Below are 24128 nucleotides of genomic sequence, written 5' to 3'. Positions count from 1 at the left end.
CCTGCCCCCTCCCATTCCCCAAACAGTATTTTGGGCAACAAATTGCACTCCTAACGTGATATTGGTATTACAGCGACTCAATCTCTATCTATCAGTAAACAAGCATTATGGGTTTTGCAGACCTATCGATCGCAGAGATAGCAGCCGACTACAGCATTCCTGTAGAACAAGTGTTTTCTCTGTGCAACCAACTGGGAATCGCCTACAAACACCAAAAGACCCGTTTGGCGTTAGAAGATGCAAGGGCAATTATTTCCCAAATATCCTCTGAAATACGCCCCAAAGGTACTAACGACTTGGTGAGCGATCGCGAAGTCCTCTGAAGGGTTATCTCAGAACTTTCGCTAATAACTGATAGCTAATGATAAAAAACTAATAAGTCATTAGCAATTAGCAGCTTGGAGATTGAGAATCGCGTTTTTAGCTGTGTTGAGCGTCAAAATCTTTAAGGGGAAACATGTTTATAAGACTAATTGGCGTTGTTGTGGCTACTGTTTTACTCTCGTTTCAGTTGATTGTCGGTAGCGCGACAGCAGTGGAACTAGACAAAGCTACCCGAACAGTGCCATTAAATACTCAAGGTGATACCGTTGTACTCAGCCTTAAACAAGTCAAAGAAGGCAAACGCTTATTTAATTACGCTTGCGCCCAATGTCATGCTGGTGGAGTTACCAAGACAAACCAAAACGTGGGACTCACTCCAGAGGACTTGGCACTGGCAACACCTAACCGTAACAACATTGAAGGTTTAGTAGATTACCTAAAAAATCCCACTACTTACGACGGTGAAGAAGAGATTTCCGAAATACACCCCAGTCTCAAAAGCGCAGATATTTTCACAGCAGTGCGAAATCTGACAGATGATGACTTGGAAGCGATCGCCGGTCATATTCTCTTACAACCCAAAATCGTTGGTACTAAGTGGGGAGGCGGAAAAATCTATTACTAAATCCCGGAGTTGAGTCATTGGGAATAGGGTATTGGGCATTGGGAATAGGGAATTGGGAAGAATTCAGTCCCTACTCTTAATTCCCCGTTCCCCATTCCCCATTTACTGCTTATTGGACAGCTTTTTGCAAGAAATTGCTCTCCATTTGTTAAAAAAAAATTGATCTATGACAGATTGTCATACTTTGGTGTTGATTTTATTTAAAATGAGAAAAGGAAAAAAATTGTTTGTTAGGAGAGAGCTATGAAATTAATTTCGGCAAGCTGGCGACGCCTCAGTTTAGCTGTGTTGACAATCCTTTTAGTTGTTAGCAGCTTTGCTGTTTTTACTCCCAGTGCTTCGGCTGAAACCTACAAGGTGAAATTGGGTAGCGATAAAGGACTGCTAGCATTTGAACCGAAAAAGTTGACCATCAAACCAGGTGACACTATTGAATGGGTGAACAATAAAGTTCCTCCCCATAATGTTGTGTTTGATGCTGCCAAAAACCCCTCTAAGAGCGCCGATTTAGCTAAATCTCTGTCTCATAAGAAGTTGCTCATGAGTCCTGGTCAAAAGGAAACAACCACCTTTGCAGCAGACGCTCCTGCTGGTGACTATACCTTCTACTGTGAACCTCATCGTGGTGCTGGCATGGTTGGTACAATTACTGTCCAAGGCTAGAAACACCAGCGTTTGACACGAGATGATTACTCAATGAAATTAGCTCATCGCCACACGCTACACTCCTAGAGTGACGCATAAAATGCAGAAATGGCGGTAACGAGTTCTATCATTCCCTAAGACGCTAAACAATCTGTAGCGCATCGAGGAGTGAACTTGTTACCGCCAATTTTGATCAAATTTGACTTAATCAGGGATTAATCGCGTTTATACTCTTGCTGGAGGCTTGTTGCGAGGAAATACTGTTGAGAATACTTTTATTAATTCTACTGTCGGCGATCGCCCTATTCAAATTCACATTCATTAGTCCAGCACTAGCTGCCGAAACATCCAAGGGTGCTAAAATTTTCGAGGCTAACTGCGCTTCTTGTCATATAGGTGGCGGTAACATCCTTATCAGCCAGAAAACCTTGAAAAAGGAAGCATTGTCAAAGTACCTAGAAAATTACAATCAAGACTCAACCCAGGCGATTATCCACCAAGTGCAAAATGGTAAAAATGCTATGCCTGCTTTTAAAGACAAGTTAAGTTCTGAAGAGATTCTGGAGGTAGCTGCTTACGTTTTTCAAAATGCAGAGCAAGGTTGGTAAAGTAGCTATACTGTATAGTTTTTGTGGGGTGAGCGTTTGCTTATCTTTAGTTAATAGCTAGCTAGACGCTCACCCCCAAAACATTGGAGAATTTATTTGTTGGAAATCCCTTTGTGTATTTCCTTCTTGGAACCTTTTAACGAACTTCTAAGTTAAGTGTTATGTAGGACGAACTTCGCTAATTTGTCAACTACCAAAAACAATATTTTAAACCCAAAACCCTGATGTCAAAACGCGATTTATCCTGTCTTGAAACTACACCAATAACTCTTAACCCAAACGTATTGTATTTTAAATAGGACTTATGCAAAAAATTTTTCAGATAGGGATAATACCCTGCGGTTACTCCAGTTGAGAACTCGTAGAGTACACGCTTCTTTATCAGACGCTGCAAATGCGTCTAGATAAATTATCCCTACCTGAATCCGAAATTATCAACGGGCAATTATTTTTCTGGATTAGACTTTTGTCTGTTTTCCTTGACTTCGCGCAACCGTTCTACTAATTTTTTATCCGATTCAGGAGCAGATGTAGACTGACCCTGATTGATTTTCGGCAACAATAAAGGTTCAGAAGTAGTAGCTGCTGATGAAGATGAAGGCGTAGACTGGTTATTTTTAATTTGCAGTTCAGATAATGGTTTGGGAGTAGCTGTTGGTACAGTTAATGGTTTGAGAGTACCCGTTGGTGAGGATGTAGGCGGGTTATTTCGGATTTGTAAATTAGGTAATGGTTTAAAAGTAGCTGCTGGTGAGGGAGTAAGCTGATTGTTATTGATTGCCGGTGTAGATAATGACGAGGGGTTTTGCTCTTGAGTAGTTCCAGTAAGATTGCTCGTGCTGTTTTGGAAACGTAGGTTAAATGGATAGGAACTAATCTGTTTATCACCCTTGGGGGATTGCTTGTTAAAGTATTGTCTTGCTTTTAATTGCAATTCTGGGGAAATTAACTTGTCTTGAAATTTGATATCTAAGACTTTACCATCAGGATCTACTACCAATACACCCAAAACAGCACCTTCAAGATTTGACTTATTTGTGGATAATGTTTGGCGGATGACTGGTTTTTGTTCAGCGTTGGGGTATTGTTGCTGGACTTCCTTTCTCAGGTTGGCGTAGGAGTCTAGCTGTGCAATTGCCTGTTGAGTTCCCTTCGTTGATAAATCCGCTGTTTGTAGCGTGCTTCCCCTAGTTCCAATTAAAGTACCCCCATTCGTTGGAGCTTGTTTTAGAGAATCTGTCAGGGGGTTTTGAGGAATTGTAGACGACGCATTCAGAATTGGTTGCGTCATTGGCTGTGAAGTTGTATTTTCCTGTGCCGTTGCAACGGGTGTACTGTCAGATAAGATTGGAGGCTGGGGATTCCGCAAAAGATCGGCAGGTATTTGCTGTGACTGCAATTCTGGCAACCTATTTACAGATAGCGGCTTAGGTGGCTCGTATTTGGCGACACTCTCACTCACATTCACACGAGGAACTGGTCGAGAGAATCTGGCGGTGGTATTAAATTTAGAACTATCAAATTTAGAAGCGTCAAACCGCAAATTATCACTAGGAATCATCCGCAAAGACTGCTTTGTAGGCAAAGAGGAGACTCGATAGTTATTCGATGATGCCGGTAGCGGAGGTAATACCAGCTGACTGGATGGTGATGGGGCTAATGGGGTTAATCCCGGTTGGAGGCTAAAGTTTGGAGCTGCAAGTGGGGCGACTGGAGGTAATTGTTGTAAACCAATTTGAGGTGTGCTTTGCGGCAGACGGTTTTGGTCGGCTTGGCTCAATTCCAAAAGTCCAACTGTTTTGGATGATGCTGTTTCTTTGGGCTTGTTAGACTCCATCGGCATCAATGGTACGATCATGGCGATCGCACCGTGGATACCAAGGGAGGCTATAGCTGCTATCCCAATTGGCTGGCTTAGGATGTCTGGTATATTTTTCAGCAGGGAAACGTAAGACATGGCTGTTATCGTTCACTCACTCAGTTGCAGTTGACTAGCGATTTTCTCTTTTCGAGCTTGCAAAATATGTGTTCTTCATAAGGAAATAATAACTTCCCTGGTTGGCAATCAAAACGCCAAAATTGCCATTTATTCAAGTTTTTAATTAATCAATGACGCTGTCTCATATTTTCAAAATTCGAGCTTGCTAAAGAGATATTTGAAAAATTACTACTTTTGATTTTTTATTCTTATGACACACACAATTAAAATTAATATCTGGGAGTTTTATAAAGTTTAAGTAAATGCACAAGTTTGAATACATTAATACATCTGCCGCCGAAGTTACCTTGTTTTTTCAACTGTTTTTCAGTCAAGTACACTTCTGTAACAGATGACACATGTGTTTGTCTGAGACTGGGCCTTATTTGAAAATACTACCACATCGGCAGCCCCTCAAACTGTTGTAAATTGTACAATTTTATTGACATTTTAGCCTGGAATCTCACTAAGGCTATGGTTTTTTTCTCCAAGGAGTGAGTCAGGCGATCGCAATTCTAGCTCTTGAATATGACTACTTCTTTGTCAAAAAAGTTCAAACCCTCAATCATTGCATCTAAAGTTTCCAATGCCGTTACCGACAGTTATTTTGCCTGGATATCTAGAAAGTGCGATCGCTTATCGCCAACTAGAACAATCCCTACAGCAGTTAGATTTTCCCACAGTTACAGTCCCACTGCGGCGGCGTGACTGGCTCCCCACTCTGGGAGTAAGACCCGTAATCTCGATTTTGCAACAACTCGATTACACGATTAAGCATATATTACGTCAACATAATGCTACTCAAATTAACTTAATTGGTCACTCAGCCGGAGGTTGGATATCCCGCATTTACATGGGAGAAAAGCCCTATTTGGCACGTGGTGATGTCAAACCATTTCTCTGGCAAGCGCATCCCTTGGTTGCTAATCTCATCACCTTGGGTACACCCCATATTAGCCAAGAACGCTGGACACGTTCCAATCTAGATTTTGTCAACAATAACTACCCAGGAGCTTTTTACAAAAACGTTCGTTACGTTTGTGTGGCTGGCAAAACTATCTTTGGAAAAAGGCGGCCTGGTAGTTGGTTAGCTTACAGTAGTTACCAATTAACCTGTGGTAAGGGTAACACTTGGGGAGATGGGATTACGCCCATTGAAGCTGCTCATTTGCAAGGAGCGGAAAATCTAACGATCGCAGGTGTGAGGCATTCTCCCAGAAGTCCTGGAATTTGGTATGGCTCACTAGAACCCTTAAAAGCTTGGGTACAGTATTTGATTTAAAAAACTTTCTTTTTATATAAGAAAAGTAAAATTTCTTAAAATTTCTTAGCTAAAATCGTAATAAGAATAAATACTTAGTTAAGAACAGGAGGGGTGGGTCATGCAAAGCACCCAGTTCGATCGGATTTTGCGACGAATAGCGACGATATTATCAGTCGTGATTTTGACTCTGTGTTTAATTTATATCTCTACTGGAATAATGCTTTCTTTTTACTATGAACCGACAGCAGGCGGAGCTTATAACTCATTAAAGATGATTAATACACAACTGCCATACGGCTGGTTGTTTTGGAGAGCGCATGATATTGCTGGTAACGCGGTAATTGCGATCGCCTTAATTCAAATTGTGGTGATGTTTTTAGGTCGGCAATTTCGTAAGAGTTGGCTGGCTGCTTGGATTAGTGTGATTTTGTTAACCCTAAGTGCGATCGGTCTGGATTGGACAGCGATGATTTTAGATTGGACTCAGGAAGGGTACTGGCGTTTTAGCATTGAGCTAGGAACCATCGAAGCCATTCCTTTGATTGGTGGACAACTGCGCGAAATCCTGACTGGTGGTGGAGCCATTAACACAATTACCGTCGAACACCTTTACACAATCCACAGTTATCTGATTTCGGTAGCGACGCTAATTCTTGCCATAGTACATTTGTCTGCTTTACTCTGGCAAGAACGGCAAATGTATCAAGAAGCGCCAAAACCAGAAAGCGAATTTATGCCTTCGCAAGGGTAATAAAGAGTCAAAGAAGAGTAAAAGGGGCAGTGGGTATAAGGAAGAGATAAGGTAAATGGGGGAGACTTGTTCAATAATTTCCCCTTGTCCCCCTTGTCCCCTTACTTCCCCTGCTCCTCTGCTCCCCCGCTCCCCTCCCCTGCCCCTCTTCCCCAATCCCCTCATCCCCCAGAAGCCTCACTAGTAGATAGTTGAGATAATTGAGCCAGGGATAGGTCTTCAACCTCTGGTAACTTTTCTAAAGAGAGGGGAGTGGATTGGGTGGCACCAGATAAGCGTTTTAAAAGGCTAGGTCTGGGGTCATGTAACAGATAAATAATGCGATCGCCAATTTCCCAATCTTGGTTCGCTGGCATTACCTGTAAGCGTTCTGCTCGTTCTACCAATAGCGGTATCAATACCCCAGTCCGAATCTTTTCTTGGATGCGATCGCATTGAGTCGAAAATTCCAACTCATCTAGCGTAGTTGTCCCTAACTTCACTCGCCCATCATTCAAATATTCATTCCAAGTTTTAATTGCTAAGTCTGGAATAAAAGCTTGATTAACTTTATTACTAGTCGAGGTACTCGCTTGCGGATCGCGGGGAAAAACAGCTAAGACGCGCGGAGGTTTAAACTCCTCAGCTGCTCTTTGAGCCAAAACAAAATTCACCTCGCCATTACTTGTCATCGCCAAAAAAGTACCTATAGAGGCAAGTCCCGCCTCTTCTAAAACCGCAGCATCCAGCGCACTGCTGGCAATCACCCGGAGATTTTGTGCCTCAGCTTGCACAAGACATTCGGGATCAGTATCAATCATCACCACGTTTTCTCCCCGTTCTTGAAAGAAACGAGCAATCACAAGACTCAAGGGATTACAACCTACAATCACTGCCCCAGTTACGTCTTTAGAAGTGATTTGCAGCCATTTGGCAACCCAGCCAGCTGTTAGCCCTTGGCAGACAACAGTCATGATAATTGTGAGGAAAACTAAAGCTTTGATGGAATCACCGCCGTTAATGCCTCGCTGTGTCAACGAAATCGCAAAAAAAGAAGCTACAGAGGCAGCAACAATTCCTCTCGGAGCAACCCAACTTAAAAACAGTTTCTGTCGCCAGTTGAGGTCACTGTTCCAGGTACACAACAAGATATTAATCGGGCGAACGACAAACATTAGTACCAAAACGGTGAATAAACTACCCCAACCCAAAGCAAACACACTGGCAATGGATAGGTCAGCAGCTAATAAGATAAATAGTACCGAAACGCTGAGAATTGTTAGCTGACCTTTAAAGCTGCGTAACAGACGTTCTTCCGGGACTGAGGAGTTAGCAAAGACTGCCCCTGCAACTACTGTTGTCATGACTCCTGATTCACTGCGGATCATCTGCGATAAGGTAAACAAGCTCCAAAGTATCGCCAACACCACTAAGTTTTTTAGCTCAAATGACAGAAAGGTGGCGCGTTTAAAAATCAAACTCATCAGATAACCGCCAGCACCACCAATTGCTGCTCCCACACCCAGACGTATAAGTAAACCGACGATCGCATTGAGCGGGTCAGCATCGCCGTTCAAAATCGTATCGAGGACAACGAAGGCGAGGATAGCCCCTACAGGGTCAATTAAAACCCCTTCTCCTTCCAAAAGTGTTGCCACTTGTCGATCTACATTGATTTGTTTGAGCAATGGACCAACGACGGTTGGACCTGTCACCACGACTATGGAAGCATAGAGAAAGGCTATGTTCCAGGGAAATTCACCCAGCCAGTGAGCAGCCATACTCCCGCCAAGCAGGGTAATTAGCGTTCCTTGAGTGACGAGCAATTGTAAGCTGACTGAAACTCTACCTAACTCACGCAGATCCAAGTTAAGTCCGCCTTCAAACAAAATAATTGCCGTTGCCAGGGCGACTATAACTTCTAGTCCAGTGCCTAGCGAATGGGGATGCAATAGCCCTATGCCATCAGAGCCAAATAAAATGCCCAACAGCAATAACAAGACGATGCTGGGTACACGAAGGTATGCAGCCAGCACTTGGGCGCTAATGCCTGCAAAGACAGCGATCGCCATCTGTATGGTGATTTCAAAAGATGCTTCCATATTGTAGATTTTGAGCGATTTATTTCAAAATCTCTTGTAAAAAACCGTAGATATCAACTCTACAGGGTACAACATCATACCCTTTGTTCCTTGCTGTCTTCAGCGTTTTTTAGATATGTATATACTCCGAAATTCCCAGCGATCAAGGCTGACGCACCCTGCGGCTGATTGCAGAAGCATCTACGAACTTTTTTATCTGTCTCCATATCTTTGTATCTTCTTCAAGCTTTTGCTTCCACCCAGTTTAGCTGCCACAAACTTTTTTTGGCAAAACCTGTTGACAACGGCAAGGAAATTGGTTAACTTATAAAAGGTCTGAGTCCGATGCCCCCATCGTCTAGAGGCCTAGGACACCTCCCTTTCACGGAGGTAACGGGGATTCGAATTCCCCTGGGGGTACTTAAAAAGAATAAAAAGCAAAAGCTTTTTTATTTGAAATTTAGCAATAAAAACCATCATTCAGAAATGCATCTGAATGATGGTTTATTGTTGTTATGCATACGGTTCTTTGCTGGCTAGTTCTTCTACACGTTGGTGAATAGCCAGAAGATTTAACCGCAAATCTTTGCTCAGACGATTTTCAATAATTCCCACTGGCATAGTGAGTTTAGGCCAAACTTGAATCGTGTAGGACAGATTTGTTCCTACATACTCACCGAAAGAATAAGGTTCTAAGCACCAGCTACCAGAAAAGCCTTTAAAATCTCCCTCTACCATACGGAAATTAATTGCTTTAGGGAAGCATTCTTCCAAATCTAGAACTACCCGCGCACAAAAGTTGAAATTTAGTAGCCGTTGGGAGCCTACTTGCTCCAGTCGAATTCCACCATCGGGATGCTCGATTAGACAACTCTTAGCGAGGTTGGGGAGGAAGTCTGGTAAGGCTTCATAATTTGTCAAAACCTTCCAGATTTGCTCGACTGGATGGGGAATTTTGACTTTAGCGCTGATTTGCCGCTGTCGCTCTGCTATTTTCTCAATTTGAACTTCTACCTGAGCAAGCAAATCCTCTTCTAGGTTGGTGTCATCAGTGGAAGATTGCAAATCAGGGTTCTCTGTTGTGTTCTGTTTTTTAGTCACTTTCAGAATTATGGTTTGCTTTCGTCAGAAAATTGGGGCAGAGTCAAGGTGAAGCAAATTTCGCTCTGTTCAGAATCCGAAATTGGGAGACTTTCAACAGCGATCGCTCCATTCAGATGCTGCACTAAAGACTTGACTAAAGCAAGTCCCAAGCCAGTCCCTGGAGTCCAGCGCCCTTTTCCACGACGGAACTTATCAAAGATATAGGTCGCTTCTTCTTCAGAGATGGCACGTCCTGTATTCGTCACCTTCATGATAACTCGATCGATTTGCCGATCGACTTGATGAGCCGCTTCAAGGCGAACTATTGTATCAGGCTCTGAGTATTTACAGGCATTCGTTAATAATTCTTGCAGAATGCGGTCAAAGCTCTCTAGTTCAGTTTGTAGTTTGAGCGATTCTTCCGGCAAATCTATAGAAATTTTTAATCCTTTTTCGCCAAGTTTTTTCTCAAAAGATGCTGCTATATCCTGAATTCTAGTATTTAAATCTATAGATTCTAATTGCGGGGCTTCGTGAGGCGACTCTAGCTTTTGGAGTGTCAACAAGTCATTAATCAAGTTGATTTCTTTTGAACATTCCTGCTCAAGAATATCTAGATATTTACCCTGACGCTCTGGTGCTATTCCTGGCAAACGCAAGTTTTTTATTGACATCAGCATATTTGTCAAAGGATAGCGTAGGCGATCGCTCATGTTACTCAAAAATTCATCTTTGAGTTCATTAAGTTTCCGCAGCTGCTCGACATACTGTCGGGTTCTTTCATGCAATTTCGCTTGCAGTTCTAGACTACTTTGGAGTTTCGCCGTCCGTTCATCTACCAACATTTGCACTTGGCGCAATGTCTGTGACTGAATTATGGCGTTACTCACTTGAGCGCAAACCATTTCCACAAGATTTAATTCTTCTGGTTGCCAATTGCGAATTACAGCTTGCTGTAGCACCAAGAATCCTAAAATTTTACCTTGACTTTCTAATGGCACTAAAAGTACCGCAGGCAATTTCTCTATCGCAAATAATGGAGCAGCTGTTAAGGTATCGTTTTGATCTGTATAGTCATCGAAGATTACTGGTTTTCCAGAATCCATGAAGGCACGCTGGCATAAACCACAGTCTGAAATCAAGAAAGACTCAGCTAAGGTGTCTAATTTACTAGTGCCAGAATTTTGTGTTTCTCTAGCCCATTGGGCGATTACACTAGCTTTCGCTTTGGGGATTTGTTTTTTAGCTTGAGTCTTAAATAGTGGATCTGTATATTTTAGTAAGATGAGCAAACCCCGATCTGCCTGTAGAGATTCGGCTGTCGAGGCGATAACTAACTGGAGCATTTGATTCAGCTCCAAGTTGCTACGACTCAATAAGGTTAATTGCTTGATCAAGCTTTGATGGTGCTTGCTTTTTTGCAGAGACTGCTCTTGATGAGTAATTTGTTGAGCTTGTGCCACTCCAGAAAAAGCGATCGCGCAAGCCGACTCCACTTCTTTGAGCAATTGTTTTTCTGATTCACTCCATTCATAAGGTTGGAATTTAATCAGATTAATCACTCCATTATTATTGCCACCAAAGCGAGTGGGAATTGCTAAAACTGCTTTTATCGGTAGTGGTAAATATTGACACCCAATTACCAGACTGTTCTGAATAATGGAAATGTCTTCAATAGTCAATGGTTGGGCAGCACATTGCAGCACTGGCGAGTGCATAAGCAACTGTTCCATCGAAAACATTTCTTCTGGGTGTGGCAACCCTAGAAACTCATCAGCACACCAATTAGTAGTAGTTGCTTCGTCTGATGTTTCATCTGCCGCTGAAACCAAGCAGCAGCAATCTACTTGAAAAGCGACTCCTAGCAATTGGGCAATCTCTTGCAGCATCAAAGCTGTTGCAGAGCTATTAGCAATAATTTGGTTAATCTTTTGTACCAACTCGCGGGCAGGTTCTTCCTGATGCTGCATCAGCTTGACTTGGTAAGGTTGTAGTCGATCTATGTCATCTACGTAATGTGGCAGCGATGATAAAGGCTTTTTCATTTCTGGCACGCCCTCGGATAGTAACGCCATTGTTCTTGCACCCAACCTCTTGGCATATTCTTCACCGTTAGTTGTGTTGCTACACCTTGATAATTGACAAATTTTGTGTGAATACTTTCTCTCACCTGTTATAGCCCTTTTCTATATCAGATGGCCAAATTTCCACTACATCAAGCAAATTGCTACATTGAGACATAAGTAATAAAATACTCAAAATATCCTATAAATGCTTAAGTTAGCTTATTTTTAACTGCACTGTCTGGAAATAATTTACTAACTTTATCCTGTCTGTAAGTATACATAAACCGTAATTTCTCTGGAATCACAGCAAAATTCCCCTTTTGAGCGCGTAAAATTACGTAACTTCCTTTATAAAGCTTTATTACATTTCTTGAAAAAACTAGTAAGTTTAACAAGCTACTCCTCGATCTCCGTAACTCTCAGTAAAATATCAACAAAAGTAAAGAAAACACGAGGAGGTTGTTCTTGCAGTGTAGGCTTCTCTTCTCTAAAAGAGGCTGCATCAACGAGACGCACTTGTGTTCAGACCCGATCTACATTGATAGCGTAACTATGGTAGCGAGTTCGTAAGCGTCTTGTTCCCAACCTATGGCAGAAATTTGGAGTAGAGCCAATACTGCTCGGGTTTTGGATTTTTAACTCGAAATTGGATTTGAGGAAAAGGTTACTGGGTTTAGGTTAAAGGTTTTTTCTTTCCCCTTTTCCCCAAAACCCGACAAGTATTGGGAGTAGAGCTTAAATTTAAATAAATTCTTGTTCGCTACAGGTTGCGGCAGTTCTGGCTAAATTGTGAATGCAGCCCAGTTATTAGTAAAAATAACTAGGCTGCATTAATCTGAATATAAAAAACCACATCTATTTTCAGAACTATATTTTTTAAAGTAGTAAGAGCATTTTATACTCCCTGTTGGTAGGGCGAGCTAGATGCCCTCCCTACACCAGGTTTCAAAATAGACGAAGTTTATCCAGCCAAGCTCTCGACACTCAGAGGAACCATATCGCCATTCCTCGTTAGTCCTAACAACATCGGTTCTTGGGGTTGAATTAGTTGACCTGTAAGCACACAGCGTTCTTCTTGCTGAGCTGTAGCAGCTATGCTAGCTCGAATGTCGGATCGCGAAAATCGAGGTTTCCACTCACCTGATTTTTGCTGGACATAATTCCAAAGGATATCTCGGATCAGAGCTTGATATCCCTGATTCCCAGCTATTTCTTTGAGTTTATCTTTGAGTTCCCGTTCTAAGCGAATGCTGGTAACTTCCATATCGGTGGTTGGGGTGCGAGCGATCGTATGCATCAGTTTTTCTCCTTGAAGGTATAGACAGGATAGTAATACAAGTGTAGTATGTTTAAAGGAATGTTCAATAGGTGAAATTTTCTGTGAAATCTATTTACCCCATCTCTACTTCAATTTTGTGCTCTACCAATTGCCGAACCAATTGGGAATCAGCTGCTATGGAAGTGGAGTATTTATTTATGGGCGATGGTAGCCGAAATCATAGGCAAATCACAGAAGGTAATGATGATTATAAGTATGTAGCCATTAGTGCACTAATTGCAAAACCACAACTAAATCAAAAAAGCGGGGGGTACAGGCAAAGGAATCCTGTACCGATATGAGACCAGAAAATTTTCCGGTCAATTCTAACCCCCGCTTCACCGAAAACTTGAAGCGGGGGTTTTTTTATAAGGAGTTAAGCTGTGACGATATCTTCCATGCGCGGCGCGAACGCAATGCAAGTGTTAGAGCAATCTGTGGTGGTGTTTTCTCAAAATTACTTGCCACTATGTCGGGTCAATATCAAGCGGGCGATTGTGCTGTTAGTAACCAACAAGGCGCAACCGTTGGGTTTTACCACAGAAAGCGGATGGCAAGTTCACTCACCCAGTTTGGTAATTGATGTGCCAAAACATATTCGCTTGACAATCACTTCTAATGAGCGGATGTGGAAAGTTCCGCCAGTGAATCGGCGGGAAGTATTGCGACGAGACCATCACAGTTGCCAATATTGCGGTAGTGGCAAACATCTAACGCTAGATCATGTGATGCCGCGTTCTAAAGGCGGTTCTCACACTTGGGATAACGTAGTCGCAGCTTGTGAAAGATGTAACTCCCGTAAAGGCGATCGCACCCTGTTTGAAGCTGGTATGCAACTGCGTACCAAACCAAAAGCGCCAATCCACCCCGCGATTTCTTTTGCTGAACAGTTTTGGATAGATATGCAAGCAAACCTGGAATAACAGGAGAGCATAAGGAATGCTGAAATTAACTTACACTGAAAGCAGTTTTGATTTAGAATGTCTTACTCTGTCGCTAGAAGAATGGGTAGCGCAACGAGTGATTTTAGCCCTGCGAGTTGGGCAAAGTTTGTGCATTGAACCTAGTACCGCTTCCTTTTTGCTTCCTGTTGATTTGCCAGGAGTAGAAATACTGAGGTCTGAGGTAAAAAGAGATGATAGAGAAATCATTGCTCTCTGTGCGTGCGATGCCGAATATATGGAAGTCACCCTGCGGGGTTCTTGGCTATCAGTTAGTTCTAAGGATTCTGTCGGTGTGTTTGTCACCACTATGAGCGATCGCGCTGAGTTCTTTTTGCACAAACTTTGGCAGGAAGCTCAATCTTGTGCTTCTGTCATGAGCGAATAAACGAAATAGTCGGGTGACTCAATTTTGGATTTTAGATTTTGGATTTTGGATTTTAGATTTGTTCTCACGTTGAAATTTGGGGGTAACTCTTGGAGACGCTGCGAGAACAAACATTTTGGGATTTTGGATTGAGTAATCCAAAATCCCAAATTTAAAATCTAAAATTAGGTGAGGAGAATTTCTCACCCTTTATTGCGTCATTTTTAGTAGTTCAGGAATTGTTACAAATCGGTAGCCTTGCTGTTTGAGTCCGCTGATGATTTGTGGCAAAGCTTGTACAGTTCTTTGGCGATCGCCACCACCATCATGCATTAAAACAATGAAACCAGGTTTTGCGCCTTTCAGGACATTATTTACAAAAGCCTGCGGTTTGGCGTGAGGATCGGTATCAGCGGAAGTTAGCGACCACATAATGACAGTATCTTTCTGGCTTTTGGCGTAAGCAGCTAGTCCATTATTTAAAAAGCCTCCAGGAGGACGAAACAGAGAAGTTTTGACTCCTGTAATTTTGTATATCAGATCGGCTGTGCGATCAATTTCACTTTTGGCTGTGGCTTCATCCATTCGCCGATACCAATGATGCCAAGTATGGTTGCCAATGGCGTGTCCTTCGGCTATTTCACGCTTGGCTAAGTCTGGATTTGCTTCTAAAGCTTGTCCTACCCAAAAGAATGTTGCTTTAACATCATTTTGCTTCAAGATATCCAGCATTTCTAGGGTTGTCTTTGGCCAGGGCCCATCATCAATGCTGAGAGCAATAACCTTTTCGTTGTTGCTGGGTTGCACCTTATAAACTGTTTTTCCCTGAAATTTATCTGGGACTGTAAAGGTAGGGTTTTCTACTTTGACTGATGGCGGTAGCTGGGGATTAATTTGCCCCTTCGCTGGATCTTGAAGTGCAGTATGGATTTTGCTTAGTGGCTGGTTCAACCCCAATTGTGGGGAGATACCTGGGGCAATACTACAAGCTGTAATACTAGAGGCGATCGCGACAAAATTAATTATCTGTTGTCGCTTGAAGGAGTTATCTGTCACGTCAGGCTTTTAAAGATTCACACAATCATAAGCTGTAGTTTGATTTTTCAGAGGGTTTAGCAAGCTCAAATATAAGTGCAGCAGCTTTTATAGACAATTTCAAAAAAACTTTCTGAAACCCCTTGACACCTGTTGTAGTATTTTGTAGTATATTTGTAGTGAGGTGAAAGACAAAGCTTCTCAAAAGTCAAATTTATGTTCTACATCCAACTAAAGGACAGGCGTTGGAATAAACCAGAGTCCCCAGTTAACAAAACTGCTCCTACTTGCAAACCATCGGTAGTAGAGGCAATAAACGAAAAAAGTTCTAAGTTTGCACTCATCAAAACCACTGAATACATCCGTAATACACAACAGGCTTGCTACCTAGAGTTTCGGTTGTTTTCCTAACAGTAAAAAGTAATTTTTCTGAACCTTGAAAACTGAATAAGAAATGGGCAAGTTCACCAACAAAACATGTGCCTAAAAACCTAAAATTTTAGGCACAAATTCTCAAAATCGGGGTGTAGCTCAATTGGCTAGAGCGTTCCGTTGTCTGCGGAAATGTTGCGGGTTCAAGTCCCGTCACCCTGGTTGCAGTCCCGTAGGCGAATAGTTTAAGCCGTCAGCCTCTCAAGCTGAAGATTGCGAGTGCAAATCTCGTCGGGACTCCCAAATGGTCAGGTAGCCAAGTTGGTAAGGCGTTGGTCTGCAAAACCGATTAGCGCGGGTTCAAATCCCGCCTTGACCTCTGTCGCAGCGTAGCTTAATCAGCAAAGCCCCAGGTTCATACCCTGGTATATGCGGGTGCAAATCCCGCTGCTGCCACCAAATGCAGGGATGGTGTAACGGCAACACCTTGTGACTCCAAATCCGATGTTCTGGGTTCAAATCCTAGTCCCTGCGTCAATCATGCCCCTGTGGACGAATGGTTAAGTCGCTGTTCTTTCAAAGCAGAAATTGCGGGTTCAAGTCCCGTCAGGGGAATCATTATGGGTCGGTGGCCGAGTCTGGTTGAAGGCGACAGTCTGTAAAACTGTTCTTTTTTGCACGCAGGTTCAAATCCTGCTCGACCCACTGTGGAGAGGTGGCTGAGTGGCTCAAAACGTCCTCCTGCTAAGAGGAAACGGGTAGTTAATATCCGTCACAGGTTCAAATCCTGTTCTCTCCGTTTTGAGAGTGTGGTGTAACTGGATAACATCTCAGTCTACGAAACTGAAGACGTGAGGGTTCAAATCCCTCCACTCTCGTTACATGGGAGAGATGATGGAGTGGCTGATTCGAGTTGAATTAAACCAGTCCACTGGGTAAAACCCATCTCTCCTCCTTATCCCCCGGTAGCTCAGTTGGTAGTTAGCGCCTGTCTGAAGAACAGGAGGTCGTCGGTTCGATTCCGACCTGGGGGGCTTCGTTGCCTCATAGCTCAATGGTAGAGCAAGCGGCTGTTAACCGCGCGGTTGTAGGTTCGAGTCCTACTGAGGCAGCCATTCATTGCCGGGTGGACGAATTGGTAAGTCGCATCGCTCTGAACGATGAGGTTGCAGGTTCAAACCCTGCTCTGGCAATAAAGCCCTGTGGTGTAATTGGCAACATAACGCCCTTTGAAGGCGAAGATTCCAGGTTCGAGTCCTGGTGGGGCTGCCAAACTCTGCTCTTGTAGCCCAACTGGAAGAGGCTGCCGTCTCAAAAACGGTATGTTGTGGGTTCGATTCCCACCAAGAGTACCAAAATTTGCTCCTGTAGCCCAATTGGAAGAGGTGGCAGACTTAAAATCTGTTTGGTTGTGGGTTCGACTCCCACCAGGAGTACCAACGGGATGTAATTCAGTGGCCAGAAGCCATGCTTTGGGAGCATGGAGTCGCAGGTTCAAATCCTGCCATCCCGATATGCCCCTGTGACGGAACTGGCATACGTGCTGGAATCAGAGTCCAGATTTTGCAGGTTCAAATCCTGCCAGGGGTACTAAGCTCTCGTGGCGGAACGGAAGACGCACTAGACCGAGGATCTAGTTTTTTGCAGGTTCAAATCCTGTCGGGAGTACCAAAATATCTGGGTGTGGCGCAGTTGGGAGCGCGGGAGTTTCGGGAACTCCAGGTCGTAGGTTCAATCCCTACCACTCAGACTTTGCCCTTGTAGCCCAACGGAAGAGGCGCTTCGCTTAGAACGAAGAGGTTGCTGGTTCAAATCCAGTCAGGGGTATTGGTGAATATGCGGGGATAGAGCAACGGTGGCTCGTCAGGCTCATAACCTGAACATCGGCAGGTTCGACTCCTGCCCCCGTCACCAAAATTAGTGCTGGTGTAGCTCAATTGGCAGAGCAACTGACTTGTAATCAGTAGGTTGCAGGTTCAATTCCTGTTACCAGCTCCAAAATGCGGATATGGTGTAACGGTAGCATCTGAGTCTTCCAAACTCTAGGCACGAGTTCAAGTCTCGTTATCCGCTTTAAAAATTTGCGGGTGTGATGCAATCGGTAGCATCTGAGTACGCCATATTCAGTGCGTGGGTACTCTTCGAGAACGCTGTGCGAACAAGTCCCTCCACTCGCTTGCGTAGTCCTGTAGCTTCAACGGTAGAGCAAGTGCCTTACAAGCAAGAGGTTGCAGGTTCAAATCCTGCCAGGACTACCAAATATTGGGAGTGTAGCTTAATGGAATAGAGCTTCGAGCTTCTACCTCGAAAGTTGTGGGTTCGAGTCCTACCACTCCCGTTTGAGAATGTCTTTAATTTTGAATTTTGAATTTTGAATTTTGAATTTTTATGGGGTCATAGCTCAAATGGCTAGAGCGCCTGCCTTGCAAGCAGGAGGTTATGGGTTCAATTCCCATTGATTCCACTGATGATGGTGTCTGAAGCCAAAGTGGTCGAGGCGCTGGTTTGTGGAACCAGTCATAGCGGGTTCAAGTCCCGTCAGGCACCCTTGAATGGAAGATGCCGCTGAATGGAGGGCAACTGGTCTTGAAAACCAGGGTATGGGCAACTGTAGGGGTTCGATTCCTCCATCTTCCACCTATCCACCTGAAGCCGAAAAGTGAGGCGCTGTGCTGATAACACAGAAACAGGAGGGGCAGTACCTCCCTGGTGGATTTATATTTAAATGTTGGTATTACAAATCGCACTTGCTCATTTCTTTTTCAAATTAAATAGGGTGGTTGGCATACCGGCTGTGCAGCGGGCTTTTAACCCGCAGAAATAGGTTCGACCCCTATACCACCCACTAAACAATTAAAAATTCAAAATTCAAAATTCAAAATTACGGAATGCAATTCTAGCTATTAGCTAATATGCAACTTGAATACGCGTTGGGTTATGAATAGCAACTAGCGATCGCTAGTTGAGCATGTTGTAATAATACATCTTTATCCAAAGCATGTATGGGATATTGCGGTGTTACTGCCAGTAGTTTCTCAATTCTTTCTCTGGCTGCTTCTACGACTGCTTCATCTAAGCTACCGTTACTGAGCGAATCAGCAAAATCTTCAGCAATCCGATAAGTTCTTTCAATAGATGATGAATTAATATTACGCGATACAATAAACAGATCGCAGCCTGCATTAAATGACCGCGCCACAGTACCAGCTTTCATAAACATATCTGAGATCGCTTTCATATCCAAATCATCAGATACAACTACTCCCTCAAAGCCAAGTTCCTCTCTAAGTATGGTTTTGAGGATAGTCTGAGAAAGTGTTCCTGGGACATCAGGATCTATCTTGGGAAATAAGATATGGACAGTCATAATCAAAGGAATCTGTACTTCGATTAAAGCTCTGAAGGGTATAAGTTCTCGAAGTCGCAGGTTTTCTAGAGTTAAATTCAGTATTGGTAGTTCAATGTGAGAGTCTTTACTGGTGTCTCCATGTCCGGGAAAGTGTTTAGCACATCCCAAAATTCCTGAATCTCGAAGTCCAAGGTAATAGTCACGCGCACCTTGAGTAGCAGTTTCGGGAGTGTTACCAAAGGCGCGAGACCCAATCACGGGGTTATCGGGATGGGAAAAAATATCTGCTACAGGTGCCCAAGACAAATTGATTCCCAGTGATTTTAGTTCTACTGCTGTGGCTTTTGCTACTTCGTAAGCGTGCGATCGCAGCAAAAAAGCGTGAGGAAAGCGGGTAATTGGCAATGGTGTACGAATTACACGACCTCCTTCATGATCGAGAGTGAGGAACATGGAATCACGCTCAGTATATTCTCGTATCTGGTTATTCAAATCCTTAAAGCTTTCCAGCCAAACCTGATATGGAGTGCCATCCAAAAAGTTCTTAGCAAAAAATATCGCCCCAATCGGTTTTAATTCATTGAGTGCGCGTTTATCGTCATCGCTTAATGTCGTGCCGGAAATACCTAAAATTAAGTGATGTCCAAAGCGCCTTAGCTCCTGCGATACGCCCATAATCTTTTACCTATTAAGTTGTGCGGTAAACAACTTGGTTGTTCAACCTAGAGGACATAAACATTTATCCTACACCCTTATCAGGAGAGGAAAGTTTTCTTTAAGTAATGCCCCAGATGTTTCCTAATAGCAAATACACAAATTAGCCAAGAAATCAACTACTTTCAGACAACTTTTAAAATTAGCTATTTTCAGTCAAAGGAAATACTTTTGTTTCCCTAAATCACTTGCATGTAAATATAGAGAAAGTGTACGCCACAAAGCTATTGCCAACAATGGTATTGGCAATTTGCTTGGGCAAGTGCGCGTAGGTAAAATTCCCTTTGGCAAAAGTTTTTTGGGGAAGCGATCGCACAACAACTGCCAAATGTAACGGATTGCAACGTATAATGAAAACGATAAAACGGTTAAGAAATATTGAAAAGCAGTAGGGTTACATGCGAGTAGCGATCGCGGGAGCGGGACTAGCAGGACTTTCCTGCGCGAAATATCTTACAGACGCAGGTCACACACCCATTGTCTTGGAACGTCAAGACGTTCTAGGCGGTAAAGTGGCTGCATGGAAAGATGCTGATGGAGACTGGTACGAAACAGGTCTGCACATCTTTTTTGGTGCATATCCTAATATGTTGCAGTTATTTAAAGAGCTGGACATTGAAGATCGATTGCAGTGGAAAGAACACACAATGATCTTCAACCAGCCGGATGCACCAGGTACTTACAGTCGCTTTGATTTCCCAGATTTGCCAGCACCAATTAATGGTATAGTGGCAATTCTGCGAAACAACGACATGCTGACATGGCCAGAAAAAATCCGCTTTGGCATCGGATTATTGCCGGCCATGATTCAGGGGCAAAAGTACGTTGAAGAAATGGACAAATATTCCTGGACAGATTGGCTGCGTAAACACAAAATTCCAGAACGGGTCAATAAAGAAGTTTTTATTGCTATGGCCAAGTCGCTGAACTTCATCGGGCCAGATGAAATTTCAGCAACCATTCTTTTAACTGCCCTCAATCGTTTCCTCCAAGAAAAAAAAGGCTCGAAAATGGCCTTTCTGGATGGTTCGCCAACAGAACGATTGTGTCAACCTCTAGTGGATTACATCACCGAACGCGGTGGAGAAGTCCGTTTGAATGCCCCTTTAAAAGAGATTTTGCTAAACGCCGATGGTAGCGTCAAAGGATACTTGATTCGGGGGTTGAATGGAGCCGAAGATGAAGTTTTCACAGCGGATTTGTATGTATCTGCCATGCCTGTTGACCCTCTGAAGGTGATTTTGCCAGCACCTTGGAAAGAAATGGAGTTTTTCCAAAAGTTAGACGGGTTGGAAGGCGTACCTGTGATTAACGTGCATTTGTGGTTCGATCGTAAACTTACGCAAATTGATCACTTGCTATTCTCGCGATCGCCCCTCCTAAGCGTTTATGCTGATATGAGCAATACCTGCCGTGAATACGCCAACCCCGAACGCTCGATGCTGGAATTAGTTCTAGCCCCGGCAAAAGATTGGATTGCCAAATCCGATGAGGAGATTGTGGCTGCAACTATTGCCGAGTTAGAAAAACTCTTCCCCGACCACTTCGGGGGAGACAATCCAGCAACATTGCTGAAATCTCATGTGGTGAAAACGCCCCGTTCAGTTTACAAAGCGACCCCTGGTCGTCAACAGTACCGTCCCTCGCAAACAACCCCCATTAGTAACTTCTATCTCTCAGGGGATTACACCATGCAACGCTACTTAGCCAGTATGGAAGGTGCCGTACTTTCTGGTAAGCTGACAGCGCAGGCGATTTCTGAGGCCCTCCCGGTAGCAAATTCCTCAAACCTGCAAACGCTCACCCGACCGCCCGCAACGAATGCTGCAACTGCCTGATTCCCCGCCGCGCATGAAAACGCTGGTCTCTGTAGACGAGTCATACAAACTTTGTCGGCATCTCACAGCAAAGTATGCCAAGACTTTTTACCTGGGTACTTTGCTGATGAGTCCGGTAAAACGTCAATCTATTTGGTCAATTTACGCTTGGTGTCGCCGTACAGATGAATTGGTGGATGGCCCCGCATCTGCTATTACCACGCCAGAAACCCTAGACCTATGGGAACAGCAGCTGGAATCGATTTTTGCGGGGCGTCCATTAGAAAATTACGATGTAGCTTTAGTTGATACCCTCCAGCGCTTTCCGATGGACATTCAGCCATTTCGGGATATGATTGCCGGTCAGCGTATGGACTTATATCGCAGTCGTTATGAAACCTTTGAGGATTTATACCTCTACTGTTACCGCGTTGCTGGCACTGTTGGCTTAATGTCAACATCAGTTATGGGTGTGGATAACACCATATATGCAGCACCGTGGCAACAGAACAAACAACCTTATATTCCCATAGAAGAAGCGATCGCTCTCGGAATTGCCAATCAACTCACCAACATCCTGCGGGATGTGGGAGAAGATGCCAAACGGGGACGGATCTACATTCCCCTGGAAGACTTGGCAAAATTTAACTATACCGAGAAAGACTTTTTCACAGGTGTGGTAGATGATCGTTGGCGGGCATTGATGCGTTTTCAAATTGACCGCGCCCGCCAATTTTACACCACATCCGACCAGGGAATTACTTATTTAGCATCCGATGCCCGTTGGCCTGTATGGGCAGCATCAATGCTGTACGGTCAAATTTTGGAGGCGATTGAACGCAACGATTACGATGTATTCAGTCAGCGGGCTTTCGTTCCCCAATGGAAAAAGTTACGCAGCTTGCCCATAGCTTGGATGCGATCGCAAGTCCTTTAAAAAATTAGTCATTTGTCCCTAGTCTTTAGTCCTTAGTGTTTTATAAATGACTAATGACCAATGACAAATGACTATTGACTCTTAATGGCAAGTCTGGTAACATTGATATTCGTGAGTCATGGAGAGGTGGCTGAGTGGTCGAAAGCGGCAGATTGCTAATCTGTTGTACGGCAGGTAACTCCGTACCGAGGGTTCGAATCCCTCCCTCTCCGTTTTTCAAGTTTTGATACACGGAATAAAGTCCGTGTTTAAAAATAAATACCAATCTAGACGTAAACACTTCTACTCCCAAAGATGGATGATATGATTTATCATTTGGAGTCTTCATAAGATCCAGCTAGTTAGAAATCTAGTTTGGCTCTTAAGTTTTAGGCTCCTAGATATCTGAGGAGTATAAGTGATTTATGAAAAAATTTAGTGCCGCCTTAACTTTAAGTATAGCTACCCTTGCGGCTGGGTTTCTACTTGGGGCTTGTGGTGATAGTAACCCCAACGGCACAGCTAACAACGGAAGTACCGCAACTCCAGCGGCAAACTCAACTACTACAAGCAGTGCTAAAGGACTAAAAATTGGTTCCCTGTTACCGACTACAGGCGATTTGGCTTCTGTAGGACAGCAAATGCTAGGTTCCATACCTTTACTGGTGGATACGGTCAATGCTTGCGGTGGGGTAAATGGCGAACCTGTAACTTTGGTGCAAGTAGATGACCAAACCGACCCGAAAGCTGGAGCTGCCGGTATGACCAAACTAGCAACTTTAGATAAAGTAGCAGGTGTAGTTGGCTCCTTTGCCAGTAGCGTTTCTAGTGCAGCAGTCTCCATTGCCATACCGAATAAAGTCATGCTGGTTTCCCCTGGTAGTACCAGTACCGTCTTTACCGAAAAGGCACAAAAAGGCGACTATAAAGGCTTTTGGGCGCGTACAGCTCCCCCCGATACCTACCAAGCACTAGCCTTAGCCCAACTTGCTAACAAAAAAGGTTTCAAGCGAGTTTCTACAGTCGTGATTAATAACGATTATGGCGTAGGCTTTGAAAAAGCATTTGTGCAAACTTTTGAAAAATTGGGTGGCACTATAGTTAATAAAGATAAGCCTGTCCGCTACGACCCGAAAGCCCAGACATTTGATACAGAAGCGGCTGCTGCTTTTGCTGGGAAGCCAGATGCAGTCCTGGCTGTAATGTATGCAGAAACTGGTAGTCTGTTCCTGAAAGCCGCTTATCAACAAGGCGTGGCGAAGGGAGTACAAATTCTGCTGACAGATGGAGTAAAATCACCGACTTTTCCCGAACAAGTTGGCAAAGGTGGTGATGGTAAATATATTTTAACAGGAGCGATCGGTACAGTACCGGGTTCCGATGGTAAAGCATTAGAAGCTTTCAACAAGCTGTGGAAGGATAAAAAAGGTGGTGCGCCAGGGGAATACGCTCCTCAAGCTTGGGATGCAGCTGCTTTATTAACATTGGCGGCGCAAGCTGCTAAGGAAAATACAGGCGTTGGTATAGCCAGCAAAATTCGGGAAGTTGCTGATGGCCCTGGCACAGAAGTTACTGATGTCTGCGAGGGATTGAAATTACTTAAAGATGGTAAAAAGATTAACTACCAAGGCGCTAGCGGCAATGTAGATGTTGATGCTAACGGCGATGTCGTCGGTGTATACGATGTTTGGACAGTAGGAGACGATGGCACAATTAAGGTGATTGACAAAGTTACCCCTAAGTAGAAGTTAGAAGTTATACCAATTTAATGTGAAGTTACACATATCTAGATCCCCCTAAATCCCCCTTTTTAAGGGGGACTTTGATATGTTTTTCTGGTTCCTCCCTTTATAAGGGGGGCTAGGGGGGATCGAATTCTATGCAGCTTTATAAAA

Annotated in this window: 19 protein-coding genes and 31 tRNA genes; 42 read left to right on the top strand and 8 right to left on the bottom strand. The window is 43.7% G+C overall.

Annotated features, from left to right (window positions below):
• Positions 1-107 precede the first annotated feature (107 nt).
• The 4 genes from RMY32_RS01545 (at position 108) to petJ (ending at position 2202) form a co-directional block, all read left to right on the top strand.
• Positions 108-323, top strand: a complete 216-nt coding sequence (locus RMY32_RS01545) for a hypothetical protein (RefSeq protein WP_322710362.1) — start codon at positions 108-110, stop codon at positions 321-323.
• Between the two features lie 134 nt (positions 324-457).
• Positions 458-949, top strand: a complete 492-nt coding sequence (psbV, locus tag RMY32_RS01540) for a photosystem II cytochrome c-550 (RefSeq protein ID WP_104908421.1) — start codon at positions 458-460, stop codon at positions 947-949.
• A 243-nt stretch (positions 950-1192) separates the two neighbouring features.
• The gene (petE, locus tag RMY32_RS01535) at positions 1193-1612 is read left to right on the top strand and encodes a plastocyanin (RefSeq protein ID WP_322710361.1); all 420 of its coding nucleotides are present in this window, start codon (positions 1193-1195) and stop codon (positions 1610-1612) included.
• A gap of 245 nt (positions 1613-1857) precedes the next feature.
• Positions 1858-2202, top strand: coding sequence for a cytochrome c6 PetJ (gene petJ / locus RMY32_RS01530; RefSeq protein WP_322710360.1), 345 nt, complete (start codon positions 1858-1860; stop codon positions 2200-2202).
• 445 nt (positions 2203-2647) lie between these two features.
• Here petJ and RMY32_RS01525 read toward each other — a convergent pair whose 3' ends face one another.
• Entirely contained in the window at positions 2648-4159 is a 1512-nt protein-coding gene (locus tag RMY32_RS01525; RefSeq protein WP_322710359.1) for a hypothetical protein, read from the bottom strand.
• Positions 4160-4766: 607 nt separating this feature from the next.
• Here RMY32_RS01525 and RMY32_RS01520 point away from each other — a divergent pair.
• The gene (locus RMY32_RS01520; RefSeq protein ID WP_322710358.1) at positions 4767-5462 is read left to right on the top strand and encodes a lipase; all 696 of its coding nucleotides are present in this window, start codon (positions 4767-4769) and stop codon (positions 5460-5462) included.
• A 100-nt stretch (positions 5463-5562) separates the two neighbouring features.
• A complete protein-coding gene (locus RMY32_RS01515) occupies positions 5563-6195 on the top strand; it encodes a cytochrome b N-terminal domain-containing protein (RefSeq protein ID WP_322695726.1) in 633 nt (210 codons plus the stop codon).
• A 161-nt stretch (positions 6196-6356) separates the two neighbouring features.
• On the opposite strand, the gene RMY32_RS01510 is transcribed toward RMY32_RS01515, so the two are convergent.
• Positions 6357-8276 (bottom strand): cation:proton antiporter, encoded by a 1920-nt coding sequence (locus RMY32_RS01510; protein WP_322695725.1) that lies wholly within the window; start codon positions 8274-8276, stop codon positions 6357-6359.
• Positions 8277-8602: 326 nt separating this feature from the next.
• Here RMY32_RS01510 and RMY32_RS01505 point away from each other — a divergent pair.
• A tRNA-Glu gene (locus RMY32_RS01505) sits at positions 8603-8675 on the top strand.
• A 93-nt stretch (positions 8676-8768) separates the two neighbouring features.
• Here RMY32_RS01505 and RMY32_RS01500 read toward each other — a convergent pair.
• The 3 genes from RMY32_RS01500 to RMY32_RS01490 form a co-directional block, all read right to left on the bottom strand.
• Entirely contained in the window at positions 8769-9356 is a 588-nt protein-coding gene (locus tag RMY32_RS01500; protein WP_322695724.1) for an SRPBCC family protein, read from the bottom strand.
• Between the two features lie 8 nt (positions 9357-9364).
• Positions 9365-11413 (bottom strand): GAF domain-containing protein, encoded by a 2049-nt coding sequence (locus RMY32_RS01495; RefSeq protein WP_409882161.1) that lies wholly within the window; start codon positions 11411-11413, stop codon positions 9365-9367.
• A gap of 952 nt (positions 11414-12365) precedes the next feature.
• The gene (locus RMY32_RS01490) at positions 12366-12701 is read right to left on the bottom strand and encodes a hypothetical protein (RefSeq protein WP_094347436.1); all 336 of its coding nucleotides are present in this window, start codon (positions 12699-12701) and stop codon (positions 12366-12368) included.
• 437 nt (positions 12702-13138) lie between these two features.
• Here RMY32_RS01490 and RMY32_RS01485 point away from each other — a divergent pair, with 437 nt between their 5' ends.
• On the top strand, positions 13139-13645 hold the full coding sequence (locus RMY32_RS01485) for an HNH endonuclease (RefSeq protein WP_322695765.1): 507 nt from the start codon (positions 13139-13141) through the stop codon (positions 13643-13645).
• Positions 13646-13661: 16 nt separating this feature from the next.
• Positions 13662-14051 (top strand): alr0857 family protein, encoded by a 390-nt coding sequence (locus tag RMY32_RS01480; protein ID WP_322710357.1) that lies wholly within the window; start codon positions 13662-13664, stop codon positions 14049-14051.
• Between the two features lie 189 nt (positions 14052-14240).
• Here the strand turns inward: RMY32_RS01480 and RMY32_RS01475 are convergent, their stop codons facing one another.
• Both RMY32_RS01475 and RMY32_RS01470 read right to left on the bottom strand, forming a co-directional pair.
• The gene (locus tag RMY32_RS01475) at positions 14241-15086 is read right to left on the bottom strand and encodes a polysaccharide deacetylase family protein (protein ID WP_322710356.1); all 846 of its coding nucleotides are present in this window, start codon (positions 15084-15086) and stop codon (positions 14241-14243) included.
• 200 nt (positions 15087-15286) lie between these two features.
• Complete coding sequence (locus tag RMY32_RS01470; protein ID WP_322678625.1) at positions 15287-15409, bottom strand: hypothetical protein; 123 nt, start codon at positions 15407-15409, stop codon at positions 15287-15289.
• 176 nt (positions 15410-15585) lie between these two features.
• Between RMY32_RS01470 and RMY32_RS01465 the strand changes: the two genes are divergently transcribed.
• The 29 genes from RMY32_RS01465 (at position 15586) to RMY32_RS01325 (ending at position 18282) form a co-directional block, all read left to right on the top strand.
• Positions 15586-15659: transfer RNA gene (locus tag RMY32_RS01465), tRNA-Asp, on the top strand.
• A 4-nt stretch (positions 15660-15663) separates the two neighbouring features.
• Positions 15664-15740 (top strand) — tRNA-Glu (locus RMY32_RS01460).
• A 3-nt stretch (positions 15741-15743) separates the two neighbouring features.
• A tRNA-Cys gene (locus RMY32_RS01455) sits at positions 15744-15816 on the top strand.
• Positions 15817-15820: 4 nt separating this feature from the next.
• A tRNA-Met gene (locus RMY32_RS01450) sits at positions 15821-15896 on the top strand.
• 3 nt (positions 15897-15899) lie between these two features.
• A tRNA-Trp gene (locus RMY32_RS01445) sits at positions 15900-15971 on the top strand.
• Positions 15972-15980: 9 nt separating this feature from the next.
• Positions 15981-16052: transfer RNA gene (locus tag RMY32_RS01440), tRNA-Glu, on the top strand.
• Positions 16053-16059: 7 nt separating this feature from the next.
• Positions 16060-16142: transfer RNA gene (locus tag RMY32_RS01435), tRNA-Tyr, on the top strand.
• A gap of 4 nt (positions 16143-16146) precedes the next feature.
• Positions 16147-16236: transfer RNA gene (locus RMY32_RS01430), tRNA-Ser, on the top strand.
• Between the two features lie 4 nt (positions 16237-16240).
• Positions 16241-16315: transfer RNA gene (locus RMY32_RS01425), tRNA-Arg, on the top strand.
• 81 nt (positions 16316-16396) lie between these two features.
• Positions 16397-16471, top strand: a tRNA-Phe gene (locus RMY32_RS01420).
• A gap of 6 nt (positions 16472-16477) precedes the next feature.
• Positions 16478-16552 (top strand) — tRNA-Asn (locus RMY32_RS01415).
• A 5-nt stretch (positions 16553-16557) separates the two neighbouring features.
• A tRNA-Gln gene (locus RMY32_RS01410) sits at positions 16558-16630 on the top strand.
• Positions 16631-16633: 3 nt separating this feature from the next.
• Positions 16634-16709 (top strand) — tRNA-Gln (locus RMY32_RS01405).
• Positions 16710-16715: 6 nt separating this feature from the next.
• Positions 16716-16792 (top strand) — tRNA-Leu (locus RMY32_RS01400).
• Between the two features lie 6 nt (positions 16793-16798).
• A tRNA-Leu gene (locus tag RMY32_RS01395) sits at positions 16799-16876 on the top strand.
• Position 16877: 1 nt separating this feature from the next.
• Positions 16878-16950 (top strand) — tRNA-Pro (locus RMY32_RS01390).
• Positions 16951-16953: 3 nt separating this feature from the next.
• Positions 16954-17027, top strand: a tRNA-Leu gene (locus tag RMY32_RS01385).
• 4 nt (positions 17028-17031) lie between these two features.
• Positions 17032-17108 (top strand) — tRNA-Leu (locus RMY32_RS01380).
• A 6-nt stretch (positions 17109-17114) separates the two neighbouring features.
• Positions 17115-17187: transfer RNA gene (locus tag RMY32_RS01375), tRNA-Pro, on the top strand.
• A gap of 4 nt (positions 17188-17191) precedes the next feature.
• A tRNA-Leu gene (locus tag RMY32_RS01370) sits at positions 17192-17264 on the top strand.
• A gap of 10 nt (positions 17265-17274) precedes the next feature.
• Positions 17275-17351 (top strand) — tRNA-Met (locus RMY32_RS01365).
• A gap of 8 nt (positions 17352-17359) precedes the next feature.
• Positions 17360-17435 (top strand) — tRNA-Thr (locus tag RMY32_RS01360).
• A gap of 4 nt (positions 17436-17439) precedes the next feature.
• Positions 17440-17510, top strand: a tRNA-Gly gene (locus RMY32_RS01355).
• A gap of 109 nt (positions 17511-17619) precedes the next feature.
• Positions 17620-17695, top strand: a tRNA-Val gene (locus RMY32_RS01350).
• A 6-nt stretch (positions 17696-17701) separates the two neighbouring features.
• Positions 17702-17775, top strand: a tRNA-Arg gene (locus RMY32_RS01345).
• A gap of 52 nt (positions 17776-17827) precedes the next feature.
• Positions 17828-17901 (top strand) — tRNA-Ala (locus RMY32_RS01340).
• Between the two features lie 9 nt (positions 17902-17910).
• Positions 17911-17984, top strand: a tRNA-His gene (locus RMY32_RS01335).
• Positions 17985-17991: 7 nt separating this feature from the next.
• Positions 17992-18074, top strand: a tRNA-OTHER gene (locus RMY32_RS01330).
• 137 nt (positions 18075-18211) lie between these two features.
• A tRNA-Lys gene (locus RMY32_RS01325) sits at positions 18212-18282 on the top strand.
• Positions 18283-18372: 90 nt separating this feature from the next.
• On the opposite strand, the gene RMY32_RS01320 is transcribed toward RMY32_RS01325, so the two are convergent.
• Positions 18373-19461, bottom strand: a complete 1089-nt coding sequence (locus RMY32_RS01320; RefSeq protein WP_322710355.1) for a glycoside hydrolase family 3 protein — start codon at positions 19459-19461, stop codon at positions 18373-18375.
• A 437-nt stretch (positions 19462-19898) separates the two neighbouring features.
• Here RMY32_RS01320 and pds point away from each other — a divergent pair, with 437 nt between their 5' ends.
• From pds to RMY32_RS01300, 4 genes are all read left to right on the top strand, one after another.
• Positions 19899-21338 (top strand): 15-cis-phytoene desaturase, encoded by a 1440-nt coding sequence (gene pds / locus RMY32_RS01315; RefSeq protein WP_322710354.1) that lies wholly within the window; start codon positions 19899-19901, stop codon positions 21336-21338.
• The gene (crtB, locus tag RMY32_RS01310; RefSeq protein ID WP_322710353.1) at positions 21322-22254 is read left to right on the top strand and encodes a 15-cis-phytoene synthase CrtB; all 933 of its coding nucleotides are present in this window, start codon (positions 21322-21324) and stop codon (positions 22252-22254) included. Before pds ends, crtB begins: the two co-directional genes overlap by 17 nt.
• A 120-nt stretch (positions 22255-22374) precedes the next feature.
• Positions 22375-22466 (top strand) — tRNA-Ser (locus RMY32_RS01305).
• 192 nt (positions 22467-22658) lie between these two features.
• Positions 22659-23978 (top strand): ABC transporter substrate-binding protein, encoded by a 1320-nt coding sequence (locus RMY32_RS01300; protein ID WP_322710352.1) that lies wholly within the window; start codon positions 22659-22661, stop codon positions 23976-23978.
• The last annotated feature ends 150 nt before the right edge of the window (positions 23979-24128 follow it).

It is taken from the genome of Nostoc sp. ChiSLP03a (assembly GCF_034531215.2).
Classification (GTDB): Bacteria; Cyanobacteriota; Cyanobacteriia; order Cyanobacteriales; family Nostocaceae; genus Nostoc.
The sequence above is the reverse complement of the archived record's forward strand: the minus strand, read 5'-3'. Positions and strand labels throughout refer to the sequence as shown.

Excerpts from the sequence above, each read along its gene's own strand:
- crtB (WP_322710353.1), top strand. The coding sequence starts at position 21,322 with ATGCTGCAACTGCCTGATTCCCCGCCGCGCATGAAAACGCTGGTCTCT.
- RMY32_RS01510 (WP_322695725.1), bottom strand. The coding sequence starts at position 8,276 with ATGGAAGCATCTTTTGAAATCACCATACAGATGGCGATCGCTGTCTTT.
- RMY32_RS01545 (WP_322710362.1), top strand. The coding sequence starts at position 108 with ATGGGTTTTGCAGACCTATCGATCGCAGAGATAGCAGCCGACTACAGC.
- RMY32_RS01490 (WP_094347436.1), bottom strand. The coding sequence starts at position 12,701 with ATGCATACGATCGCTCGCACCCCAACCACCGATATGGAAGTTACCAGC.
- RMY32_RS01485 (WP_322695765.1), top strand. The coding sequence starts at position 13,139 with ATGCAAGTGTTAGAGCAATCTGTGGTGGTGTTTTCTCAAAATTACTTG.
- pds (WP_322710354.1), top strand. The coding sequence starts at position 19,899 with ATGCGAGTAGCGATCGCGGGAGCGGGACTAGCAGGACTTTCCTGCGCG.
- RMY32_RS01300 (WP_322710352.1), top strand. The coding sequence starts at position 22,659 with ATGAAAAAATTTAGTGCCGCCTTAACTTTAAGTATAGCTACCCTTGCG.
- RMY32_RS01480 (WP_322710357.1), top strand. The coding sequence starts at position 13,662 with ATGCTGAAATTAACTTACACTGAAAGCAGTTTTGATTTAGAATGTCTT.
- petE (WP_322710361.1), top strand. The coding sequence starts at position 1,193 with ATGAAATTAATTTCGGCAAGCTGGCGACGCCTCAGTTTAGCTGTGTTG.
- psbV (WP_104908421.1), top strand. The coding sequence starts at position 458 with ATGTTTATAAGACTAATTGGCGTTGTTGTGGCTACTGTTTTACTCTCG.
- RMY32_RS01515 (WP_322695726.1), top strand. The coding sequence starts at position 5,563 with ATGCAAAGCACCCAGTTCGATCGGATTTTGCGACGAATAGCGACGATA.
- RMY32_RS01470 (WP_322678625.1), bottom strand. The coding sequence starts at position 15,409 with ATGAGTGCAAACTTAGAACTTTTTTCGTTTATTGCCTCTACTACCGAT.
- RMY32_RS01495 (WP_409882161.1), bottom strand. The coding sequence starts at position 11,413 with ATGGCGTTACTATCCGAGGGCGTGCCAGAAATGAAAAAGCCTTTATCA.
- RMY32_RS01520 (WP_322710358.1), top strand. The coding sequence starts at position 4,767 with ATGCCGTTACCGACAGTTATTTTGCCTGGATATCTAGAAAGTGCGATC.
- RMY32_RS01525 (WP_322710359.1), bottom strand. The coding sequence starts at position 4,159 with ATGTCTTACGTTTCCCTGCTGAAAAATATACCAGACATCCTAAGCCAG.
- RMY32_RS01320 (WP_322710355.1), bottom strand. The coding sequence starts at position 19,461 with ATGGGCGTATCGCAGGAGCTAAGGCGCTTTGGACATCACTTAATTTTA.